The 20,764-nt window shown below is 62.3% G+C and carries 20 protein-coding genes and 1 pseudogene; 10 read left to right on the top strand and 11 right to left on the bottom strand.

Going from position 1 to position 20,764, the window contains the following annotated elements:
• Nucleotides 1–156 precede the first annotated feature (156 nt).
• The 5 genes from urtB to NKJ04_RS28935 all read left to right on the top strand — a co-directional run bounded on the left by urtB (nucleotide 157) and on the right by NKJ04_RS28935 (nucleotide 4,964).
• On the top strand, nucleotides 157–1,773 hold the full coding sequence (gene urtB, locus NKJ04_RS28955) for an urea ABC transporter permease subunit UrtB (protein WP_352678766.1): 1,617 nt from the start codon (nucleotides 157–159) through the stop codon (nucleotides 1,771–1,773).
• Nucleotides 1,770–3,002, top strand: coding sequence for an urea ABC transporter permease subunit UrtC (gene urtC / locus NKJ04_RS28950; RefSeq protein ID WP_352678763.1), 1,233 nt, complete (start codon nucleotides 1,770–1,772; stop codon nucleotides 3,000–3,002). Before urtB ends, urtC begins: the two co-directional genes overlap by 4 nt.
• Before the next feature lie 6 nt (nucleotides 3,003–3,008).
• The gene (urtD, locus tag NKJ04_RS28945) at nucleotides 3,009–3,755 is read left to right on the top strand and encodes an urea ABC transporter ATP-binding protein UrtD (protein WP_023813007.1); all 747 of its coding nucleotides are present in this window, start codon (nucleotides 3,009–3,011) and stop codon (nucleotides 3,753–3,755) included.
• Nucleotides 3,756–3,824: 69 nt separating this feature from the next.
• Entirely contained in the window at nucleotides 3,825–4,520 is a 696-nt protein-coding gene (gene urtE / locus NKJ04_RS28940) for an urea ABC transporter ATP-binding subunit UrtE (protein ID WP_023813006.1), read from the top strand.
• A 267-nt stretch (nucleotides 4,521–4,787) separates the two neighbouring features.
• Nucleotides 4,788–4,964, top strand: a complete 177-nt coding sequence (locus NKJ04_RS28935; protein ID WP_023759335.1) for a hypothetical protein — start codon at nucleotides 4,788–4,790, stop codon at nucleotides 4,962–4,964.
• A gap of 138 nt (nucleotides 4,965–5,102) precedes the next feature.
• Here the strand turns inward: NKJ04_RS28935 and NKJ04_RS28930 are convergent, their stop codons facing one another.
• The 8 genes and pseudogenes from NKJ04_RS28930 to NKJ04_RS28895 all read right to left on the bottom strand — a co-directional run bounded on the left by NKJ04_RS28930 (nucleotide 5,103) and on the right by NKJ04_RS28895 (nucleotide 13,168).
• Entirely contained in the window at nucleotides 5,103–6,254 is a 1,152-nt protein-coding gene (locus NKJ04_RS28930; RefSeq protein WP_023813005.1) for a GGDEF domain-containing protein, read from the bottom strand.
• A gap of 115 nt (nucleotides 6,255–6,369) precedes the next feature.
• A complete protein-coding gene (locus NKJ04_RS28925) occupies nucleotides 6,370–7,191 on the bottom strand; it encodes a DUF72 domain-containing protein (RefSeq protein ID WP_023813004.1) in 822 nt (273 codons plus the stop codon).
• A gap of 2 nt (nucleotides 7,192–7,193) precedes the next feature.
• A complete protein-coding gene (locus tag NKJ04_RS28920) occupies nucleotides 7,194–7,688 on the bottom strand; it encodes a GNAT family N-acetyltransferase (RefSeq protein WP_352678760.1) in 495 nt (164 codons plus the stop codon).
• 31 nt (nucleotides 7,689–7,719) lie between these two features.
• Nucleotides 7,720–10,641: an excinuclease ABC subunit UvrA gene (uvrA, locus tag NKJ04_RS28915; RefSeq protein WP_352678757.1), complete on the bottom strand. Its 2,922-nt coding sequence runs from the start codon at nucleotides 10,639–10,641 to the stop codon at nucleotides 7,720–7,722.
• Nucleotides 10,642–11,355: 714 nt separating this feature from the next.
• The gene (locus NKJ04_RS28910) at nucleotides 11,356–11,652 is read right to left on the bottom strand and encodes a hypothetical protein (RefSeq protein ID WP_128303588.1); all 297 of its coding nucleotides are present in this window, start codon (nucleotides 11,650–11,652) and stop codon (nucleotides 11,356–11,358) included.
• Nucleotides 11,653–11,740: 88 nt separating this feature from the next.
• Nucleotides 11,741–12,346 carry an ATP-dependent Clp protease proteolytic subunit gene (locus tag NKJ04_RS28905; RefSeq protein ID WP_352678754.1) on the bottom strand — a complete coding sequence of 202 codons (606 nt, stop codon included), beginning with the start codon at nucleotides 12,344–12,346 and terminating at the stop codon, nucleotides 11,741–11,743.
• A 24-nt stretch (nucleotides 12,347–12,370) separates the two neighbouring features.
• Nucleotides 12,371–12,829 (bottom strand): annotated as a pseudogene (locus NKJ04_RS28900) (SRPBCC family protein); the annotation flags it as partial.
• Nucleotides 12,830–12,853: 24 nt separating this feature from the next.
• Complete coding sequence (locus NKJ04_RS28895; RefSeq protein ID WP_352678749.1) at nucleotides 12,854–13,168, bottom strand: ArsR/SmtB family transcription factor; 315 nt, start codon at nucleotides 13,166–13,168, stop codon at nucleotides 12,854–12,856.
• 226 nt (nucleotides 13,169–13,394) lie between these two features.
• On the opposite strand from NKJ04_RS28895, the gene NKJ04_RS28890 reads away from it, so the two are divergent.
• Both NKJ04_RS28890 and NKJ04_RS28885 read left to right on the top strand, forming a co-directional pair.
• Entirely contained in the window at nucleotides 13,395–13,916 is a 522-nt protein-coding gene (locus NKJ04_RS28890) for a single-stranded DNA-binding protein (protein WP_127270744.1), read from the top strand.
• A gap of 119 nt (nucleotides 13,917–14,035) precedes the next feature.
• Nucleotides 14,036–14,461 carry an OsmC family protein gene (locus NKJ04_RS28885; RefSeq protein ID WP_352678746.1) on the top strand — a complete coding sequence of 142 codons (426 nt, stop codon included), beginning with the start codon at nucleotides 14,036–14,038 and terminating at the stop codon, nucleotides 14,459–14,461.
• A 27-nt stretch (nucleotides 14,462–14,488) separates the two neighbouring features.
• Here the strand turns inward: NKJ04_RS28885 and NKJ04_RS28880 are convergent, their stop codons facing one another.
• The gene (locus NKJ04_RS28880; RefSeq protein WP_023670949.1) at nucleotides 14,489–15,118 is read right to left on the bottom strand and encodes a MarC family protein; all 630 of its coding nucleotides are present in this window, start codon (nucleotides 15,116–15,118) and stop codon (nucleotides 14,489–14,491) included.
• Between the two features lie 146 nt (nucleotides 15,119–15,264).
• A complete protein-coding gene (locus NKJ04_RS28875) occupies nucleotides 15,265–15,795 on the bottom strand; it encodes a hypothetical protein (protein WP_352553041.1) in 531 nt (176 codons plus the stop codon).
• Nucleotides 15,796–15,881: 86 nt separating this feature from the next.
• Between NKJ04_RS28875 and NKJ04_RS28870 the strand changes: the two genes are divergently transcribed.
• Nucleotides 15,882–16,724 (top strand): helix-turn-helix transcriptional regulator, encoded by an 843-nt coding sequence (locus NKJ04_RS28870; protein WP_352678744.1) that lies wholly within the window; start codon nucleotides 15,882–15,884, stop codon nucleotides 16,722–16,724.
• Nucleotides 16,725–16,977: 253 nt separating this feature from the next.
• Nucleotides 16,978–19,782, top strand: a complete 2,805-nt coding sequence (gene gyrA / locus NKJ04_RS28865; protein ID WP_352678742.1) for a DNA gyrase subunit A — start codon at nucleotides 16,978–16,980, stop codon at nucleotides 19,780–19,782.
• 68 nt (nucleotides 19,783–19,850) lie between these two features.
• Here the strand turns inward: gyrA and NKJ04_RS28860 are convergent, their stop codons facing one another.
• Nucleotides 19,851–20,003 (bottom strand): hypothetical protein, encoded by a 153-nt coding sequence (locus NKJ04_RS28860; protein WP_352678740.1) that lies wholly within the window; start codon nucleotides 20,001–20,003, stop codon nucleotides 19,851–19,853.
• A 194-nt stretch (nucleotides 20,004–20,197) separates the two neighbouring features.
• On the opposite strand from NKJ04_RS28860, the gene coaD reads away from it, so the two are divergent.
• Nucleotides 20,198–20,698 carry a pantetheine-phosphate adenylyltransferase gene (gene coaD / locus NKJ04_RS28855; RefSeq protein WP_352660327.1) on the top strand — a complete coding sequence of 167 codons (501 nt, stop codon included), beginning with the start codon at nucleotides 20,198–20,200 and terminating at the stop codon, nucleotides 20,696–20,698.
• Nucleotides 20,699–20,764: the final 66 nt, after the last annotated feature.

The following is a 20,764-nucleotide window of genomic DNA, read 5'->3' as shown; positions in this document are numbered from 1 at the left end:
CCGCGTCCTATATATTGCTTCCCCCCTCGGCGGGGCCGCCGCCCTCCCCCCCACTCCCACCCCCCCCGGGCCCCCCCCGCCCGCGGGCGGCGCTCGCCCCCCCCCCCCCCCCCCCCCCCCACGCCCACTTCAACCTTCAAGGGTTACCAGAAACCGATGAACCTGTTTCGTACGATTGGTTTGACGCTGTTGTTCCTGCTGGCGACGCTGTCGTCTTCGGGCGCCGGCGAAACCGATCTGCGCGGCATCATCGCCAAATTCACCACGGCCAAGGGCTTTTCCGAGATCGGAGCCGTCGTCCACGAACTGGCTGCTGCCGGCGATCCGGCGGTGGAGCGGTCGCTTGCGGCACTGGCCGACGGCAACCTCTATGTCCGCAAGGCCGATTCCCTGGTGTTTGTCGGCAAGGAAGCGGGCGAAAGCGTCCAGCTTTCCGACCCGTTGAGCGGCGAGGCATCGGGCGAGGCGGCCAAGGACGACATCACCAAGATCAAGGTCAACAACACGCTGCGTCGCGTCATCCGCGATGCGTTGGGCACGCTGACGCTTGGCGCCAAGGATCCGGCCGTGCGCATCGCCGCCGCCGACACCATGTTCAAAACGCCCGACGCCGCAAACATCGGACCGCTCGACACGGCCATTGCCAGCGAGACCGTGGCAAGCGTCAAGGCTCTGCTCGAACAGGCCCGTGCGGCCTCCGTTCTGGTCTCCGACCGGCCTGATGGCGAAAAGCTCGCTGCCATCGCGCTGATCGGGGCGCGGGGCGACCGCGACGCGGTTTCGTTGCTCACGTCTGTCGAGGTGAATTCCACCGACGCGGTCAGGCAAGCGGCGACAGCCGCGATCGCCAACATCAATTCGACGCTGGCCTTCTGGGATGCCGGCCAGAACATCTGGTACGGCATTTCGCTGGGCTCGGTGCTGCTGCTGGCGGCAATCGGCCTTGCCATCACCTTCGGCGTCATGGGCGTCATCAACATGGCGCATGGCGAGATGGTCATGCTCGGCGCCTACACGACCTTCGTCGTCCAGCAGGTGATCCGCACCTCCTTTCCCGGCCTGTTCGACTGGTCGCTGGTCATTGCGCTGCCGCTGGCTTTCCTCGTCGCGGCCCTGGTTGGCCTGATCATCGAGCGCGGCGTCATCCGTTTCCTCTATGGCCGGCCGCTGGAAACGCTGCTGGCGACTTGGGGCGTCTCGCTGATCCTGCAGCAAGCGGTGCGTTCGATCTTCGGGCCAACCAACCAGGAGGTGGGCAACCCCTCGTGGATGTCGGGCTCGTTCAATGTCGGACAGTTGGCGATCACCTGGAACCGCCTGTGGATCCTGGTTTTCGCGCTCGCTGTCTTCGGCATCCTGCTCTACGTGATGAAGCGCACGCCCTGGGGCCTGCAGATGCGCGCCGTCACCGCCAACCGGCGCATGGCCGCCTCGATGGGCATCAGGACGCCTTGGGTCGACGCGCTGACTTTCGCGCTCGGCTCCGGCATTGCAGGCATTGCCGGTGTCGCGCTCAGCCAGATCGACAACGTCTCGCCCAATCTCGGTCGCGGCTACATCATCGACAGCTTCATGGTCGTTGTCTTCGGCGGCGTCGGCAATCTGTGGGGCACGCTGGTCGGCGCCTTCTCGCTTGGCATCGTCAACAAGTTTCTCGAGCCCTATGCGGGCGCGGTGCTCGGCAAGATCGTCGTGCTGGTGCTGATCATCCTGTTCATCCAGAAGCGCCCGCGCGGCCTGTTCGCGCTCAAGGGCAGGGCGGTGGAAGCATGATCACGGGACGCTTCTTTGCCGCCGGCGCGGACCGCCGCATCGCCATCACGATCTTCATCCTGCTGGCGGCGGCCGTCATCGTGCCGTTGCTCAACCTTGCGGTGTCTCCCACCAGCGCCTTCTACGTCCCATCCTACATTGTCGCGCTCACCGGCAAATATCTTTGTTATGCGCTGCTCGCCTTGGCGCTCGATCTTGTCTGGGGCTATTGCGGCATTCTCTCGCTCGGCCACGGCGCCTTCTTCGCGCTCGGCGGCTATGCGATGGGCATGTATCTGATGCGCCAGATCGGCTCGCGCGGCGTCTACGGCAACCCCATCTTGCCCGACTTCATGGTGTTCCTGAACTACAAGGAATTGCCGTGGTTCTGGTATGGCTTCGACCATTTCTGGTTCGCCGGCCTCATGGTGCTGGCGGTGCCTGGCCTGCTGGCTTTCGTCTTCGGCTGGTTCGCCTTCCGCAGCCGCGTCACCGGCGTTTATCTCTCGATCATCACCCAGGCGATGACGTACGCGCTGCTGCTTGCCTTTTTTCGCAACGACATGGGGTTCGGCGGCAACAACGGCCTGACCGATTTCAAGGATATTCTGGGCTTCAACGTGCAGGCCGACGCGACGCGCACGGCGCTGTTTGCCGCCAGCGCCGTGATGCTCGCGCTAGCCGTCTTCGTCACCTGGGCGATCGTCGGCTCCAAATACGGCAAGCTCCTGATGGCGGTGCGCGATGCCGAGAGCCGCACGCGCTTCCTCGGCTGGCGGGCGGAGAACGTAAAACTGTTCGCCTTCACCGTCTCGGCTGTCATGGCCGGCATAGCCGGCGCGCTCTACGTGCCGCAGGTCGGCATCATCAATCCGGGCGAGTTCGAGCCGGCCAATTCGATTGAAGTCGTTGTCTGGGCGGCTGTCGGCGGACGCGGCACCATTGTCGGGCCGATCATCGGTGCGTTGCTGGTCAATGCCGGCAAATCCTGGTTCACCGGCGTTCTGCCGGAGTTCTGGCTGTTTGCTTTGGGCGGGCTGTTCGTCGCCGTCACGCTCTTGTTGCCCAAGGGCGTCATCGGCATGTGGGACAGTTGGCGCGGCAACGCCAGGGCGTTGCGTGCAGCTTCCGTCGCCGAGGAAGCCGGCAGCGACCCCGACGTCCCGCCGCCGGCGAAAATCGTTCGCAGCGAGGCGAGAAAGCCCGGCGACTGGTCCGCCAGCAACCCCGAGCCGCAGCCGGCGGAGTGAGCGACCATGTCAAAATCGAACACGATCCTTTATCTCGACGGCGTCTCGGTCTCCTTCGACGGCTTTCGCGCCATCAACAATCTGTCGCTGGTGCTCGACAAGGGCGAGATGCGCGCCATCATCGGCCCCAACGGCGCCGGCAAGACGACGATGATGGACATCGTCACCGGCAAGACGCGGCCCGACGAAGGCGACGTGTTCTTCGACGGCCAGGTCGATCTGACCAAGCATGATGAGGCCGAGATCGCCATGATGGGCATCGGCCGCAAGTTTCAGAAGCCGACCGTGTTCGAAAGCCACACGATCGAGGAAAACCTGATGCTGGCGCTGAAGGGGCCGCGCTCGATCTTCCCGGCGCTGTTCCATCGCCGCTCGGCCGCCGAGACGCGGCAGATCGATGACATCCTCGGCATCATCCGGCTTGGCGACAAGCGTGACGAACTAGCGGCCAATCTGAGCCATGGGCAAAAGCAGTGGCTCGAGATCGGCATGCTCTTGGCGCAGGACCCGAAACTGCTTCTGGTCGACGAACCGGTCGCCGGCATGACCGATGCCGAGACCGAGGAAACCGCGCGGCTGCTCAAGGATATTGCCCGCGACCATTCGGTCATCGTCGTCGAGCACGACATGCATTTCGTGCGCGAGCTCGGCGTCAAGGTCACCTGCCTGCATGAGGGCTCGGTGCTGAGTGAGGGCACACTCGATTTCGTGTCGGCCGACGAGCGTGTCGTCGAAGTCTATCTGGGGAGATGAGCATGGTCTGGCGGGTGCAATTCCATCACTTCGATCTGTCGTTCCTGCGGTTGTGGAAAAGGCGCTGACATGCTCGAAGTTTCCAATGCCACGCTGCACTACGGCGCCGCCCAGGCGCTGCGCGGCGTGTCGCTGAAGGCGGGCGCCGGCAAGATCACCTGCGTGCTCGGCCGCAACGGCGTCGGCAAGACCAGTTTGATGAGATCGATCGTCGGCCATCACCGGCTGACGAGCGGAAGCGTTGCCTTCGAGGGGAAGGCGCTCGACCGGAGCGCGGCGTATGACCGCGCCCGGTCGGGCATCGCATTCGTACCGCAGGGCAGGGAGGTCTTTCCGCTGCTCACCGTGCGGGAGAACCTGGAATCAGGCTTTGCGCCGCTGAAACGGGCCGACCGCAACATTCCTGCACATGTCTTCGAATTGTTCCCGGTGCTGAAGCAGATGCTCGGCCGTCGCGGTGGCGATCTTTCCGGCGGCCAGCAGCAGCAGCTCGCCATCGGCAGGGCATTGGTGATGCGGCCGAAGCTGCTGGTGCTCGACGAGCCGACCGAAGGCATCCAGCCGTCGATCATCAAGGACATCGGCCGCGCCATCCGCTACCTGCGCGACCAAGCCGGCATCGCCGTGCTTTTGGTCGAACAATATCTCGATTTCTGCCGCGAACTCGCCGACGAGGTCAACATCATGGACCGGGGCGTGATCGTCCATACCGGTCCGGCGGAAGATCTGGACCGTGCCGATGTCCGGAAGTTCCTGACGGTGTAGAATCGCCGCCGCACTTCAGTTGACGATCCGAAGTCCTTGCCAAGTCCAATATTTCTCCGGCCCTGCATCAGCGTCTCTGGTGCATCGGCAACTGCGTGCTAGTCTTTTCCTAGGCTTTTGTGAGTCGGCCGCTTCCGTACCAGTCTGGTTTATCGCAGATCGAGCCGCGGCTATCACCGGCAAGTCTCACGCAAGCAAGGCTTCCTAGCTTCTCTCCTGCGATCTTTGTCGTTCAACGCGTTTGGGCACACAGGCTAAGGGACAGCCATGGAACGTTACGTCGAGGACTACCAGAAGCGGCGGCTTACCGAGCGCGTCGATATCATCACTGCCATCAACATCTTGAAGTCCCAAGGCTACGGCCATGACGACCTGATCGAGGAGATCACCAAGGTCTTCTATGTCGACCTGGATGCATTCAATGAAATCGTGATGGCGGCGTAGAGCAATTCTGGGAAAAGTGCGAAGCGCTTTCCCTGGACAATTGCATCAGGGTTAGAGCAGCTCGCCGTTTCCTTGAAACGGTGAAATGCTCTGGAAGTCGCACCGCTCATCGTGATCGTGGCTGCCACAGATGCGCGATCAGCCTGCGCGCCTGAACGGAGAGGCGGTGACGCGGTTGCGGCCACCGCGCTTGGCGTCGTAGAGCGCCTTGTCGGCGGTATTGAGCACCTTGTCGAAGCCGAGACCTTCCTTGGTGCCGAAAGCAAATCCGGCACTGACCGTGCATATCAGCGAGCCTGTCTCGGTTTCGATGCGGTGCGCGGCAAAAGCTGTCCGTATGGCCTCGGCGGTGGCCTCCACCGTTTCGGGCAAGGTCCGCTTCAGCACCAGCGCGAATTCCTCGCCGCCCATGCGCGCGGCGACGTCGCCCGGGCGGAGATTGCCGGCGAGTTCCCGTGCGAACACCTTCAGCACCTCATCGCCGGCGGCGTGGCCGAATTCGTCGTTGACGGCCTTGAAGTTGTCGAGATCGAAGACGACCACCGCCGTGAAGGCGCCGACCGGCGCATCGCCGTGCAGGTCGAACAGGGCGCGGCGGTTGAGCAGGCCGGTCAGCGGGTCGGTCAGGGCATTGTGGCGGTGATGCCGGGCCAGACGTCCCTGGTTCAGGGCCAGGGAAAGCGCCCCGATCCCGGTCATGCTGGCGATGACGATGATGAGGCTCAGTTCCTCGGCCCAGTTGCTTGGCGCATGTCCAAGGACCAGCTTTCCATCCAAGGCTAGAACCATGGCGCAGAGAGCGAAGGATGCGGCCGTGGCGGAATAGAGCGCGGTGATACCGATCGTCAGGGCAGGGGCTTCGTCGCGGCCTTTCCAGTATTCGACCGCCGTTGCGAACAGAAGCAAGGCGGCGAAGGCATTTTCGAACATGAAGCCCAGCCCGTCATAGCCTAGAGCCATCGGAGGCAACGTCACGGCCAGCGAAATGGCGCTGCCAAGCACCGTTCGCGGCACTGGCGAGCCGCCGGTTCTGAACTGGTAGGCCGCGCCCAGCATTGTCGAGAAACCGAGCAGGAGGAAAGCCAGCGTGGCGATGCCGAGCAGGCGCCCGGGCATATCGATATAGGCGTCATAGACAAAAATATCGCCGACCACGAACACCAAACTGATCGCCCATGTCAGCAGGAATTTCTCCGAGCGAGCGGTCAGCCACATGCCAAACAATGTCAGGCTCAGGCAGGCAGCGGAAAAACCGACAGCCAGCAGAAGTGAAGTGTAGTCGAGCGACATGCCCCTCGTCCTTGCCCGCGGCGGCCCAAATCTGCGACTGGTTCGGCTGGATTCATGTAGCAAGGAGGTATCGATAAGGTTACGACGGTAGCGAAGATGCCATGATTCCGCTGCGTCAGGGCACCGGCTGACCCTGGTCCACTCGCTTCATCAGTGCCATGGCGCCGAACGGCGCGCGCACCTTGCCCTCGGTGATGAAGTAGACGAACACGTCGCGCGGCTTGACCGGCGCATCGGTGGCGGGGTCGGCGCGCCGCAGGTCGGCCGGCTGCTTGCCTTGCGCCCAAATCTTTACCCGCGCGGCCCATTCATCGAGGCCTTTCGGCGTGTAGCAGTCGGGATTGTCATCGCTGCCGGTCTGCAGCCGGGCGTAGACGAAATCACCGGTGACATCGGCGATGTCGGGATATTTGGCATGGTCGGCGTAAACGATCGCGGCCTTGTATTTTCGGGCAAGTGCTGCGAATTCCGGCACGACAAAACTGTCGTTGCGGACTTCGAGCGCATGGCGCAGCCCAACGCCGTCCTGCTTTTCCGGCAGCAGTTTCAAAAAGGCTTCGAAATCGTCCGGATCGAATTTCTTGGTCGGCGCGAACTGCCACAGGATCGGCCCGAGCTTTTCACCGAGCGCGGCAACACCCGAGCCGAGGAAGCGCATCATCGATTCGCCGGCCTCGCCGAGCACGCGCCGGTTGGTGACGAAGCGGTTGCCCTTTAGCGAGTACACGAAACCGTCCGGCGCCTCGTTGGCCCATTTAACGAAGGTCGGCTCCTTGAAGCTGGAATAGTAAGTGCCGTTGACCTCGATGCTCGGCACCTGGCGAGTGGCGTAGTTCAGCTGCTTGGCCTTGGGAAGCTTGTCGGGATAGAAGGACGTATCCCAGGGCTCGAAGGTCCAGCCGCCCATGCCGGCGCGGATTGTTCCCGATGTGCTCATTGTCATCCTCCCAAATGCTGAAAAAGATCAGCCGCGGTGGTCTCATCGACGGTTTTGGCCATGTCGACGAGCACCCATCCAGGCCGATAGGGATTGGGCCGGCGACCCGTTTCGTGGAAACCATAGGCCAGATAGAGCGCAATGTTCCGCTCCATCCTGGCGTTGGTGTAGAGCCGGACCTCGGGCAGGCCCCACAGGCGTGTCTGTTCGTCGGCGTGTTTGAGCAACGCAATGCCGAAGCCTTTGCCCTGGAAAGCAGGGGAGACCGCGACGGAAAAGATCATCGCGTGATCGTCGTGCCGTTCCAGTGTGAGCACTCCGGCAATTTCGCTGCCGCTCTCCAACACCCACACCTCGCCGCCCTCGATGCGCGGCGCATAGTCCTCGGTGACCGGGATCGGCGGTGCGCCGAACAGGGCGATGTACGGTGCATAGGCCGCTTCGGTCAGCCAGACGACGGTTTGGAGATCACCGGCAAGCGCTCTTCTGATTTTCATTCAAAAGCTCTCCAGGCGCCAACCGGTCCGATCACTCCGCCGCTTCGCGCTTGCCTCCGGGGCGCCGCTCCAGAAGCTCCTTGAGGAACTGGCCGGTGTAGCTGCGCTTTTCGCGCACGATGGCTTCCGGCGTGCCGGAGGCGACCAGTTCGCCGCCGCCGTCGCCGCCTTCGGGGCCGAGGTCGAGTACCCAGTCAGCGGTCTTGATCACTTCGAGATTGTGCTCGATGACCACCACCGTGTTGCCCTGGTCGACCAGTTCATGCAGCACTTCCAACAGCTTGGCGACGTCGTGGAAATGCAGGCCGGTGGTCGGCTCGTCGAGGATATAGAGCGTCTTGCCGGTCGCCTTGCGCGACAGTTCCTTGGCGAGCTTGATGCGCTGCGCCTCGCCGCCGGACAGTGTCGTCGCCTGCTGGCCGATATGGATGTAGCCGAGGCCGACCTGCTTCAGCGTTTCGAGCTTGTCGCGCACGCCAGGCACGGCGGCGAAGAAGTCGACGCCTTCCTCGACCGTCATGTCGAGCACGTCGGCGATCGACTTGCCCTTGAACACGACGTCGAGCGTCTCTCTGTTGTAGCGCTTGCCGTGGCAGACGTCGCAGGTGACGTAGACGTCGGGCAAAAAGTGCATCTCGATCTTGATGACGCCGTCGCCCTGGCAGGCTTCGCAGCGGCCGCCCTTGACGTTGAAGGAGAAGCGGCCGGGCTGGTAGCCGCGCGCTTTGGCCTCCGGCAGGCCCGCGAACCAATCGCGGATCGGCGTGAAGGCGCCGGTATAGGTGGCGGGGTTCGAACGCGGGGTCCTGCCAATGGGCGACTGGTCGATGTCGATGACCTTGTCGAGGAATTCGAGGCCCTCGATGCGGTCGTGGTCGGCCGGGTGCTCGCGCGAGCCCATGATGCGGCGTGACGCCGCCTTGAACAAAGTCTCGATCAGGAAGGTCGACTTGCCGCCGCCCGACACGCCGGTGACGGCGGTAAAAGTGCCGAGCGGGATTTCGGCGGTGACGTTCTTCAGATTGTTGCCGCGCGCGCCGACGATCTTCAGGCGCCGGTTTTTCTTCGCTTCACGCCGCACGCCTGGCGTCGCCACTTCGAGCGCGCCCGACAGATATTTGCCGGTGATCGAATTGGGATTGGCCATGACCTGCTGCGGCGTGCCCTGGGCGATGATCTCGCCGCCATGGATGCCGGCGGCCGGACCCATGTCGACGACATAGTCGGCATGCAGGATGGCGTCCTCGTCATGCTCGACGACGATGACCGTGTTGCCGATATCGCGCAGGTGCTTCAGCGTATCGAGCAGGCGGGCATTGTCGCGCTGATGCAGGCCGATCGACGGTTCGTCCAGCACGTAGAGCACGCCCGTGAGACCGGAGCCGATCTGCGATGCCAGCCGGATGCGCTGGCTCTCGCCGCCCGACAGCGTGCCGGAATTGCGCGACAGCGTCAGGTAGTCGAGCCCGACATCGTTGAGGAAGCGCAGCCGTTCGCGGATTTCCTTCAAGACGCGCACCGCGATTTCGTTCTGCTTGTCGTTGAGGTGCGCCGGCAGGTCGGTGAACCATTTGTCGGCGTTGCGGATCGACTGCTCGGTGACTTCGCCGATGTGCTTGCCGGCGATCTTCACCGCCAGCGACTCGGGCTTCAGCCGATAGCCCTTGCAGACCGGGCAGGGCGTGGCCGACATGAAGCGCTCGATCTCCTCACGCATCCAGGCGGATTCGGTCTCTTTCCAGCGCCGCTCCAGATTGGGAATGACGCCTTCAAAGGTCTTGGTGGTCTTGTAGGAGCGCAGGCCGTCATCATACTGGAAGGTGATCTCGCGCTCGCCGGTGCCGCGCAGGATGGCTTCCTTGGCCTCTTCGGACAAATCCTTGAACTTGTCGCCGAGCTTGAAGCCATAGGCCTTGCCAAGTGCTTCCAGCGTCTGCGCGTAATAGGGCGAGGTCGACTTCGCCCACGGGCTGACGGCGCCGTCGCGCAGCGAGATGTTCTCGTCCGGCACGATCAGATTGCCATCGATGGCGCGCTGGCTGCCGAGACCGTCGCAGGTCGGGCAGGCGCCGAACGGGTTGTTGAACGAGAACAGCCGCGGTTCGATTTCCGGAATGGTGAAGCCGGAGACCGGGCAAGCGAACTTTTCCGAGAACAGGATGCGCTCATGTGTCTCGTTCTTCGACTTGTTGACCGAATCTTCGCCGGTCTGGCTGGAATCGAGCGGCTTGTCGGCGAATTCGGCGACCGCCAGCCCATCGGCCAGCTTCAGCGCCGTTTCGATGGAATCGGCAAGCCGTGTTGCCAGATCGCCGCGCACGACAATGCGGTCGACGACGACATCGAGGTCATGCTTGTACTTCTTGTCCAGCGCCGGCACGTCGGCGATCTCATAGAAGACGCCGTCGACCTTGACGCGTTGAAAGCCCTTCTTCTGCAGTTCCAGCAATTCCTTGCGGTACTCGCCTTTGCGGCCACGCACCATTGGCGCCAGGATGAACAGGCGCGTGCCTTCCTCGATCGCCAGCACGCGGTCGACCATCTGCGAAACCGTCTGGCTCTCGATCGGCAGGCCGGTGGCCGGCGAATAGGGGATGCCGACGCGCGCAAAAAGCAGCCGCATATAGTCGTAGATCTCGGTGACGGTGCCGACGGTCGAACGCGGGTTCTTCGAGGTGGTCTTCTGCTCGATGGAGATGGCGGGCGACAGGCCGTCGATCTGGTCGACGTCAGGCTTCTGCATCATCTCAAGGAATTGCCGCGCGTAGGCCGACAGGCTTTCGACGTAGCGGCGCTGGCCTTCGGCATAGATCGTGTCGAAGGCAAGCGATGACTTGCCGGACCCCGACAGGCCGGTCATGACAATCAGGCTGTCACGCGGCAAGTCGAGATCGACATTCTTCAGATTGTGTTCGCGCGCCCCGCGAATGGAAAGATATTTATGGTCGGCCATAGCCGGTCGCCGCCTCAGAATCTGGAATTTCCTGGAATGGCGGGTTTTCCCGGCCATCCCCTATGTAGGTAGTTTTGCCGCCACGTCGAGAGACGCCACAATTCCCGACCAAAGCGTTTAACCGTCTTTCGCGTGAACGGGCAAGCGGAAAGAACAAAGGCCGAACACGCTCCTGACAAAGCTGTGCAAAAGCTGACCTGCACGTAACCTTCCGGCGATCACATTTTTCGGTAACCGGCTATTGATGGTTGACGCCACCAGCTGACGGGAGCAGTCTCCAGCAGTCAACGAAGACGGCCGTCTTTCGATGGCCTCGCCGCCCAAAGGCGGCCTGCGAGACGCCGCAGGCATTTGCGATTTGTGCTTCGTGACGACAACGTCGCAATGGACAAAGGAGCGGAGCTATGACGCCACCGGATCGTCCCATAGGGTTCCAGTTGTTACTGGAGCGGCGGCAGGCATAAGTGCCAGGGTTTAGCGTTTTCGCCACCCGACAAACCGTGACCTGCCATATCCCCGTAAAAATCAGAGACTGTTAGTCGGATCGTCGGTTGAACGCCGCGTTGCATCCGAAATCAAATGCCGGCAGTACACTCCCGGTAGAGATTGGATTTGAGATCCAAAAAGGCCCCGTCCGTTTGCGCAAAGCACGGCGGGGCCGTTTTCATGTGCGGATTGTCTGTTTGGCGCAACGCAGCACGCGCCGACAGACTGTCAGTGGCGCGGCGGCCCGATCGAGCCGGCGCCGACATCGACGGTGATGCTGCCGGAAATCCTGACATCCGTATCGCCGATCTTGAACTGGCCGTTGCCGTTGCCGGGAAACGCGTCGTCGGGCTCCGGAGCCGGCTTGGCGATGCGGTAGTCGCCGGTTACGCCGGGCAGGGCGCCTTTTTGCGTTGACGGCGAACTGTCTTCGGCAAGTGCCGCGCCGCTGATGAGGCCCGCAATGGCGAGCGCTACAACGGCGATGACGCGGTGCAATGATCTGGACTGATGAGTGTCGGTCATCCCAAGACTATAGTGGCGCGCCGCCGATGGAACCAGACCGGCATCGTCAAATCTTCGACAGCCGGACGGAGTCCGATCCGGCCCTGGCTCACGCCGCCTTTTTTCGCGTGTCGAAAACATGGTCGACGATGCCCCATGCCTGGGCCTCGCGGGCGGTCATGAAGTGGTCGCGGTCCAGCGTGCGCTCGACCTCTTCATAGCTGCGGCCGCAATGCTGCGCGTAGAGTTCGGCCATGTGCCGTTTCGTCCGGCCGATGCGCTCGGCATGGCGCTGGATGTCGGAGGCCTGGCCCTGGAAGCCGCCCAGCGGCTGGTGCAGCAGGATGGTGGCGTTCGGCAGCGAGATCCGGCGCCCCGGTGCGCCTGCCATCAGCAGGAACGAGCCCATCGATGCGGCAAACCCCATGCATACGGTCGACACCGGGCAGCTGATGTATTGCATTGTGTCGTAGATGGCGAAGCCGCTGGTGACCACGCCGCCCGGCGAGTTGATGTAGAGCGAGATCTCCTTGTCGGGATTGTCCGATTCCAGCGACAAAAGCTGCGCGCAGACCAGCGCCGAAATGTCGTCGTTGATCTCGCCGTTGATGAAGATGATGCGCTCGCGCAGCAGCCGCGAAAAGATGTCGAAGGCGCGTTCGCCGCGGCTCGATTGCTCGATGACCATCGGCACCAGACTGGCAACACCGCTCATTATCTCTCTCCGTCCGTTTTGTTTTCAGGCCGCGCGAAGCAGGAGGCGAGGCGTGTTTGCGGCGATTGGCTTAGATGACCTGTTTGCACCGAGCGAAAGCCGGCAGCCGGCGCCCGCCATGGCGATGGCAGGCATGGCCTTGCGGGCAAATCCGTCATGGACGATGCGCAGATGCGTGCCGCCGGAAACGGTTCGGGCAAGTGTGAAGGTGACGGTACTTTCGAGCGGATCCTGCCTGGCTGCGTCGGCCGGCTGCTCCCGCCAGGAATAGCGCAGCAGCTTCTCGGGTTCGGCGTCGAGGATTTCGCATTCGATCGGCGCATCCGGACCGGCGAAGGCGAAACGGCTGCCAGTCTCCGGCCTGATGTCGTTCGGCATCATCCAGGCGGCCAGCAACTCCGGCACGGTCAGGGCCCGCCACACCTTTTCCGGCGGCGCCGCAAGGTCGTACTCGAACTCGAGCGCATCCGCGGCGTCGCTTTGGCCCTCGTATTGATCCCGCCTTCTTCATTGATCCATGTCCTTCAAAACCGCCTTCAGCCTTTCGATGCGTTCCGGCCAGAAGGTCCGGTAGCGTTCGACCCAGGAGAGCAAGGGGGCGAGCCCCTGCGGATCGGCGCGGTAATAGGCGTTGCGGCCGGCTCGCCGCTCGACCACCAGCCCGGCGCCACGCAGCACCGCCAGATGCTGCGACACCGCGGGCTGCGACACCGTCATCCCGGTGCGCAATTCCGACACGCTCATCTCGCCGGCGGCCAGCCGCTCAAAGACGGCGCGGCGCGTCGGGTCGGCCAGTGCGCGAAAAATCTCTGCTTCGATCATGCCAAAAGCATAAGTGCACACTTATCGATTTGGCAAGCGGTCTTTTCGAGCCCATATGATCGGCTTCGGCATTGCTGCCATTCCTTGACAATAAGCAGCGATGCGGATAAGAACGAAAAGGGAACAAAAACCTTGTGGGTAAAGGCAGCCATGGCAAGCGGCGATCGCCTGCAGCCTGTAAGGTGCTGCGACAAAAATTTGTTTCGGATGAGCGCGGAGAAATATCATGGCGGGTAGCGTCAACAAGGTCATTCTGGTCGGCAATCTCGGCGCGGATCCCGAAATCCGTCGCCTGAATTCGGGTGAACCGGTCGTCAACATCCGCATCGCCACATCGGAAAGCTGGCGCGACAAGAATTCCGGCGAACGCAAGGAAAAAACCGAGTGGCACAACGTCGTCATCTTCAATGAGGGCATCGCCAAGGTGGCGGAGCAATATCTGAAGAAGGGCATGAAGGTTTATGTCGAGGGCCAGTTGCAGACGCGCAAATGGCAGGACCAGACCGGTGCCGACAAGTACACGACGGAAGTCGTGCTGCAGAAATTCCGCGGTGAGCTGCAGATGCTCGACGCACGCGGACAGGGCGAGGGCGGTCAGGTCGGCGGCTATACCGGTGGCGGCAGCAGCCGTGGTTCCGATTTCGGCCAGTCCAGCCCGAGCGAAGGCTTCAATCGCGGCGGTGGCGGTGCCAAGAGCGGCGGCGGTGGCGGTTCGTCGCGCGAATTGGATGACGAAATCCCGTTCTGATCGCAACAGTTATGTCAGACACAGTGCCCCGAGAGTCATTCATGGACTTTCGGGGTTTTGCATTGTGAATTGAACGCTGACCGGGCCGATCAACGAAATACGGTGAAAGGACGAGTTGGGTGAAAGCACGCGTAAAGTGGGTCGAGGAGCGCACCTTCGTCGGGGAATCCGGCAGCGGTCACAAGGTCGTGCTCGGAACAGCGCACGGATCGGAAGGCAAGTCGCCGGGTCCAAGCCCGATGGAGCTGGTGCTGATCGGCACCGGTGGCTGTTCGGCCTATGATGTCGTGCATATCCTCGAAAAAGGCCGCGAGGCGGTCGAGGACTGCGTCGTCGAACTCGACTCCGACCGGGCCGAAACCGAGCCCAGGGTTTTTACACGCATCCATATGCATTTCGTCGTCAAGGGCAGGGCACTCTCCAGCGACAAGGTGAAACGCGCGATCGACCTTTCGATCGAAAAATATTGCTCGGCGTCTGCGATGCTGGCCAAGACCGCGACGATTACCCACGATTTCGAAGTGATCGACACGACGGTGAAATAGGGCCGGCTTCGGCGGCAGCTCGTCGCGTTACCCCGCCATCAGCGCCTTGATGCCATCGGCCACGAATTGCACGGCCAGTGCCGCCAGGATGACGCCAAGCAGCCGGGTCAGGATCGAACGACCAGTCTGGCCGAGGATGCGGTCGATGCGTTCCGACAGCACGAACACCAGATAGGTGATGGCGAGGCAGACGAAGATGATGCCGACCAGGGCTGCCTGCGCGGCAAATCCCTGAAATGAACCGGAAAGCAGCACCGTCGCCGAAATCGCGCCGGGGCCGGCGATCAGCGGGATCGCCAGCGGGAAGGCGGCGATGTTGTGGATCATGTCCTTGGTGATGGCGACGTCGCCGATCTTCTCCTTACGGTCCTGCCGGCGCTCGAACACCATCTCGAAGGCGATGAAGAACAGCAGGAAACCGCCGGCGACGCGGAAGGCCGGCAACGTTATGCCGAACACCGACAGGATCGATGCGCCGGCAACCGCAAACAGCGCCATCACCAGGAAGCCGATGATCGAGGCACGGACGGAAACCTGCTGGCGCTCCTCGCGGTTCATGCCGCGCGTTACGGCCAGGAACAGTGGCGCCAGGCCAGGCGGATCGATGGTCACGAGAATGGTGACGAAGGCGTTGAACAGGCTGTCGAAACTCGGCATCTCTGACCCTCCCGCCGGGCCGTGCCCGGACAGAATATTGGTAGAGCAAAGCCCGGTCGGTGGGAACTGTCAGCGGGAAAGTGGTTGATGCCGGCGCAAAGGATCGCGACGCTTTTATTCTGGGCTGCTGCTGCATTCCTCGGCGATCAAACCTCTCGGCGCGCCAGGAACTCGACTTCCAGCCGCCATGTCGCGCCATTGTCTTGCGAGCGTTCGCCCAGCCATCGGAAGGAGTTTTCGGTGATGCGTGAAAAGCTCCAGCGTACTGAACTGCCGGTGCCGTCGGCGCCCACTTGCACGATCGTGTCACCCTCGGCGCGGCCGAGCTGGCGGCTGAAATACTGGTTGCGCGGGTCGCTCCAGAAGATGTGCCAGGCATCCGCGCCGGGATCATAGACGCGCAGCGTCGTGCCATAAAAAGTCCATTTGCCGAGCGAAGGCTGGGAACCAGTGTCCCGCGCGGGCAGGATCCACACGTCCTGAATCGCCCGGCCTTCCAGCACCCAGCCGAAATGCACCTCGCCACGCCCTGTCAGCACCGTACCGTCCTCGAGATGGCGCGAGGCGTTGAAAGTCCAGGCGCCGACGAAGCGGCCGTAAAGGCTCAGTTTTTCGGCAAGCCCTTCGATCGGTCCGGGGCTATGCAGGGCTTCGGCAAACGAGGATTGATCGAACATGGTTGTGGCCTCTTCTTGTCAGGAGACTGGGAGGGAGTAGGCGGTGATGGGGTTCTGGGCTTGGGAAAAATTGCTATATTTCGTCCATGACAGCGACAACGCATACGCTTGCATCCGGCCCCGGCTGGCGCGTGACGGACGTGATCTGCTCGGCCGGCGCTGGCGATCGGCCGTTCGAGGAAGCTCATCAGGATTTCTGTGTGGCCGCCGTCACCAGCGGCACGTTCCGCTACCGCGCGCAACAAGGTACGGCAATGCTGGCGCCCGGCGCCCTCCTGCTCGGCAATCCCGGCACATGTTACGAGTGCGGGCATGAACATGGCAGCGGCGACCGTTGCCTGTCGTTTCATTTCGGGCCGTCCTACCTGGAACGGATCGTGGCTGGCGTGCCGGGCGCCAGGAAGCTGGCCTTCGCCACACCGCGCCTGCCGCCTTTGCCTGTGCTGGCGCCACTGCTGGCCGAGGCGGAAGCCGCGCGCGAGACTGCCGACCTGGATGCCTTCGAGGAACTTTCCCTGCGCATGGCCGGTGCCGCCGCGACGATTGCCACCGGAGCCACGCATGTCAGGCGCGCGCCGAGCCGCCGCGATCAGAAACGGGTGGCCGAAGCGGTGCGGCGGATAGAGTTGGATGCCGACGGGCCGGTCTCGCTTTCAGCGCTTGCGGATGAGACTGCGACCAGTCCTTACCATTTCCTGCGCATCTTCCGGCAGGTCGCGGGCATGACGCCCTATCAGTTCTTGCTCAAGACGCGGCTGCACAGGGCAGCGGTGCGGCTGCAGATGTCGGATGATGCGGTCTCGGCGATCGCCTTCGGGGCCGGCTTCAACGACCTGTCGACCTTCAACCGCCGGTTTCGTCGTGTCATGGGCGAAACGCCCGGTAAGTATCGCGCCCGCCGTGGCGCTATGGGCCTTCGCGTCTCGTGAATCGGCTCAGGTGCTCGCAAGGGCAGCCACAGGGTCCAATCCATCGCGCTCGTGGCTTTTGCTCGGGGAAAACGTCCATTGCAGGCTTTTGCGTCGATGGCGGCGAAACCGCCTTGGCCATATCGTCGCAATCAATGGTATCCATTTGAAATTACCACCAAAAATGACACTGGAAAAGTGCTGGGAATGTTGGAGTTTCAGCCTTGCTTCCTATATAAGCACCAAGTGATTCCTGATTAGATTGTGATCCGATTTGACCGACCAGAAGACACCGCGCGGCGCCGAGGGCGGCCCCACCGGCATCGAGCCGATATCCATCGTCGAGGAGATGCAGCGCTCCTATCTCGATTACGCCATGAGCGTGATCGTCAGCCGTGCGCTGCCGGACGTGCGCGACGGCCTCAAGCCGGTGCATCGCCGCATTCTCTTCGCCGCCCATGAGAGCGGTTACCATTGGAACCGCAAATATGTGAAGTCGGCGCGTCCTGTCGCCGACGTGATGGGTAAATACCATCCGCATGGCGACGCCTCCATCTATGACGCCTTGGTGCGCATGGCGCAGGACTGGTCGCTGCGCGTTCCGTTGATCGACGGGCAGGGCAATTTCGGCTCGATCGACGGCGATCCGCCTGCGGCGATGCGCTACACGGAAGCGCGCCTGACCAAGGTCGCGCACGAGCTCCTGGAGGATATCGACAAGGATACCGTCGATTTCCAGGACACTTATGACGCGTCGGGCAGCGAACCGAAGGTTCTGCCGGCACGGTTTCCCAACCTTTTGGTCAACGGCTCGGGCGGCATCGCCGTCGGCATGGCGACCAACATCCCGCCGCACAATCTCAGCGAAATCTGCAACGGCGCTATCGCCCTAATCGACAATCCGGCGATCGACCTGCCGGCGTTGATGGAGATCATTCCGGGACCGGATTTCCCGACCGGCGGCATCGTGCTTGGCCGTTCGGGCATCTACAACGCCTATTCGACCGGCCGTGGCTCCATCGTCATGCGCGGCAAGGTCAACATCGAACAGCGCGGCAATGACCGCGAGTCGATCATCATCACCGAAGTTCCCTACCAGGTGAACAAGTCGTCGATGATCGAGAAGATGGCTGAACTGGTGCGCGACAAGCGCATCGAGGGCATTTCCGATATCCGCGACGAGAGCGACCGCCAGGGCTACCGCGTCGTTATCGAGTTGAAGCGCGACGCCGTTGCCGACGTCATCCTCAACCAGCTCTATCGCTTCACGCCGCTGCAGACCTCTTTCGGCGCCAATATGGTGGCACTGAATGGCGGCAAACCGGAAGTGATGAACCTGACCGATATGCTGAAGGCGTTCGTCGCCTTCCGCGAGGAGGTGATCACAAGGCGGACAAAATTCCTGCTGCGCAAGGCGCGCGACCGCGCCCATGTGCTGGTCGGTCTCGCCATCGCCGTCGCCAATATCGACGAGATCATCAAACTGATCCGCACCGCTCCGGATCCGCAGACAGCGCGTGAGCAGTTGATGGAGCGGCGCTGGCCCTCTGGCGACGTGGAATCTCTGATCCTCCTGATCGATGACCCGCGTCATCGGATCAATGAAGACGGCACCTACAATCTGTCAGAGGAACAGGCGCGCGCCATCCTCGAACTGCGCCTGCAGCGCCTGACCGCGCTCGGCCGCGACGAGATCGCCGACGAGTTGAACACGATCGGCGCTGAAATCATTGATTATCTGGACATTTTGTCGTCCCGAGCGCGTGTCCAGAAGATCGTCAAGGACGAGCTTGCCGCCGTGCGCGACGAGTTCGGCACGCCGCGCCGCACCGAACTCACCGACGGCGGTTCGGACATGGAAGACGAGGATCTGATCCAGCGCGAGGACATGGTCGTGACGGTGAGCCATTCCGGCTACATCAAGCGCGTGCCGCTGTCGCTCTACCGGGCGCAGCGCCGCGGCGGCAAGGGCCGCTCCGGCATGTCGACCAAGGAAGAGGATTTCGTCACCCGGCTGTTCGTCGCCAACACCCATACACCGGTGCTGTTCTTTTCCTCGCGCGGCATCGTCTATAAGGAAAAGGTCTGGCGGCTGCCGATCGGCAATCCGCAATCACGCGGCAAGGCGCTGATCAACATGCTGCCGCTGGAGCAGGGCGAGCGCATCACCACCATCATGCCGCTGCCCGAGGACGAGGCCAGCTGGAGCGAACTCTACGTGATGTTCGCCACCACACGTGGCACCGTGCGCCGCAACGATCTATCCGACTTCGTCCAGGTCAACCGCAATGGCAAGATCGCCATGAAGCTGGAGGAAGAAGGCGACGAGATCCTCGGCGTCGAGACCTGCACCGACAAGGACGACGTGCTGCTGACCGCCAGTTCCGGCCAGTGCATACGCTTCTCCGTCGGCGACGTGCGCGTCTTCCAGAGCCGCAATTCGGTCGGCGTGCGTGGCATTGCCATGGCCGAGACAGACCGGGTGATTTCCATGGCGGTGATCGAGAGTGTCGATGCGTCGCCGGCCATACGCGCTGCCTATCTCAAGCGGGCGGCGGCCGAACGGCGGCTTGCCGCCGGAATCGCTGCCGGCGAAGAGGAAGAGATCGCGCTGACCAACGAAGAGGTCGGCGAGGAGGCGGAGCTTTCCGACGCGGACTACGAGAATCTCAAGGTACACGAGCAGTACGTGCTGACAGTGACGGAATATGGCTACGGCAAGCGGTCGTCTTCCTATGATTTCCGGGTGACCGGGCGCGGCGGCAAGGGCATTCGTGCCACCGATGTTTCCAAGGTAGCCGAGATCGGCCGGCTGGTGGCGACCTTCCCGGTCGGCAATGACGACCAGATCATGCTGGTGTCGGATGGCGGCACCGTCATCCGGGTGCCGGTCAACGGCATCCGCTTCGCCAGCCGCGCCACCAAGGGCGTGACCATCTTCAACACGGCTGAAGGTGAAAAGGTGGTTTCGGTCGAGCGCATCTCTGAGCCGCAATCGGACGAGGAAATCGAGGAAAGCACCGATGCCGGTGCCGAAACCGATCCTGCGGCGGATGCCGGCCCCGAGGGTGCGGAATAAGACTGCTACCTTGTTTTGACATAACAACGCCGGCCAATCGGCCGGCGCGGCAGCAAGTTGAGACTGACTTAGTAGTGACGATACGGCTTGCGGGGGCCGAAGCCTTCGAAGCGCTTGGCGTTGGCCTTGATGCGGACGCGTTGTGCCTCCTGATGCAGCCCGAATACGGTTGCAATCAGCATGGCGACGGTCATTGCGGTGGCGAGCATGTAGATCAGCATGTGCGTGTTCTCCTGCGCCTAACAACGGATAGATGGGATTTTGGTTTCATCTTATTAAGGTGCAACCTAGTGAACGCTGCGTGAAGGCTTCGTGATCGGCGTGTTCATCTGTCGTTCATGTGCCGGAAAAGGTTCACCGCCGGCGCGCCGATCGGATTTGCCTTTGCGAGAGAGGCTCGCTAGAAGCACCAGCCATGACTGAACGCATCGCCCTCTATGCCGGCTCCTTCGACCCGCTGACCAACGGCCATCTCGATGTGCTGAAGGCCTCGCTGGCCGTGGCCGATATCGTTTATGCGGCGATCGGCATCCATCCGGGCAAGCAACCGCTGTTTTCCTTCGAGGAACGGGTGCAATTGATCGAGACCGCCACGAAAGCGGAATTCGGCCGTGATGGCGCGCGCATCAAGGTCGTCGCCTTCGACGGGCTGGTCATCGACGCGGCCAGGAAGCAGGGCGCCTCGATCATGATCCGCGGCCTGCGCGACGGCACCGACCTCGACTACGAGATGCAGATGGCCGGCATGAATGAGACGATGGCGCCTGAACTGCAGACGGTTTTTCTGCCCGCCAGCCCCTCCGTGCGCACCATTACCGCCACACTTGTCCGCCAGATTGCCTCGATGGGAGGCGACATCCGCCCCTTCGTGCCGGCGGCTGTCGCTGGCGCGCTCACCGCCAAATTCAAGAAATAAGACCCCGGAGACAGATATGCAGCTGAAAAAGCTCGCCTCGTTCCTTGTTGTGCTTGCCGGTCTTGT

The organism is Mesorhizobium sp. M0618, assembly GCF_040320765.1.
GTDB lineage: Bacteria > Pseudomonadota > Alphaproteobacteria > Rhizobiales > Rhizobiaceae > Mesorhizobium.
The sequence above is the reverse complement of the archived record's forward strand: the minus strand, read 5'-3'. Positions and strand labels throughout refer to the sequence as shown.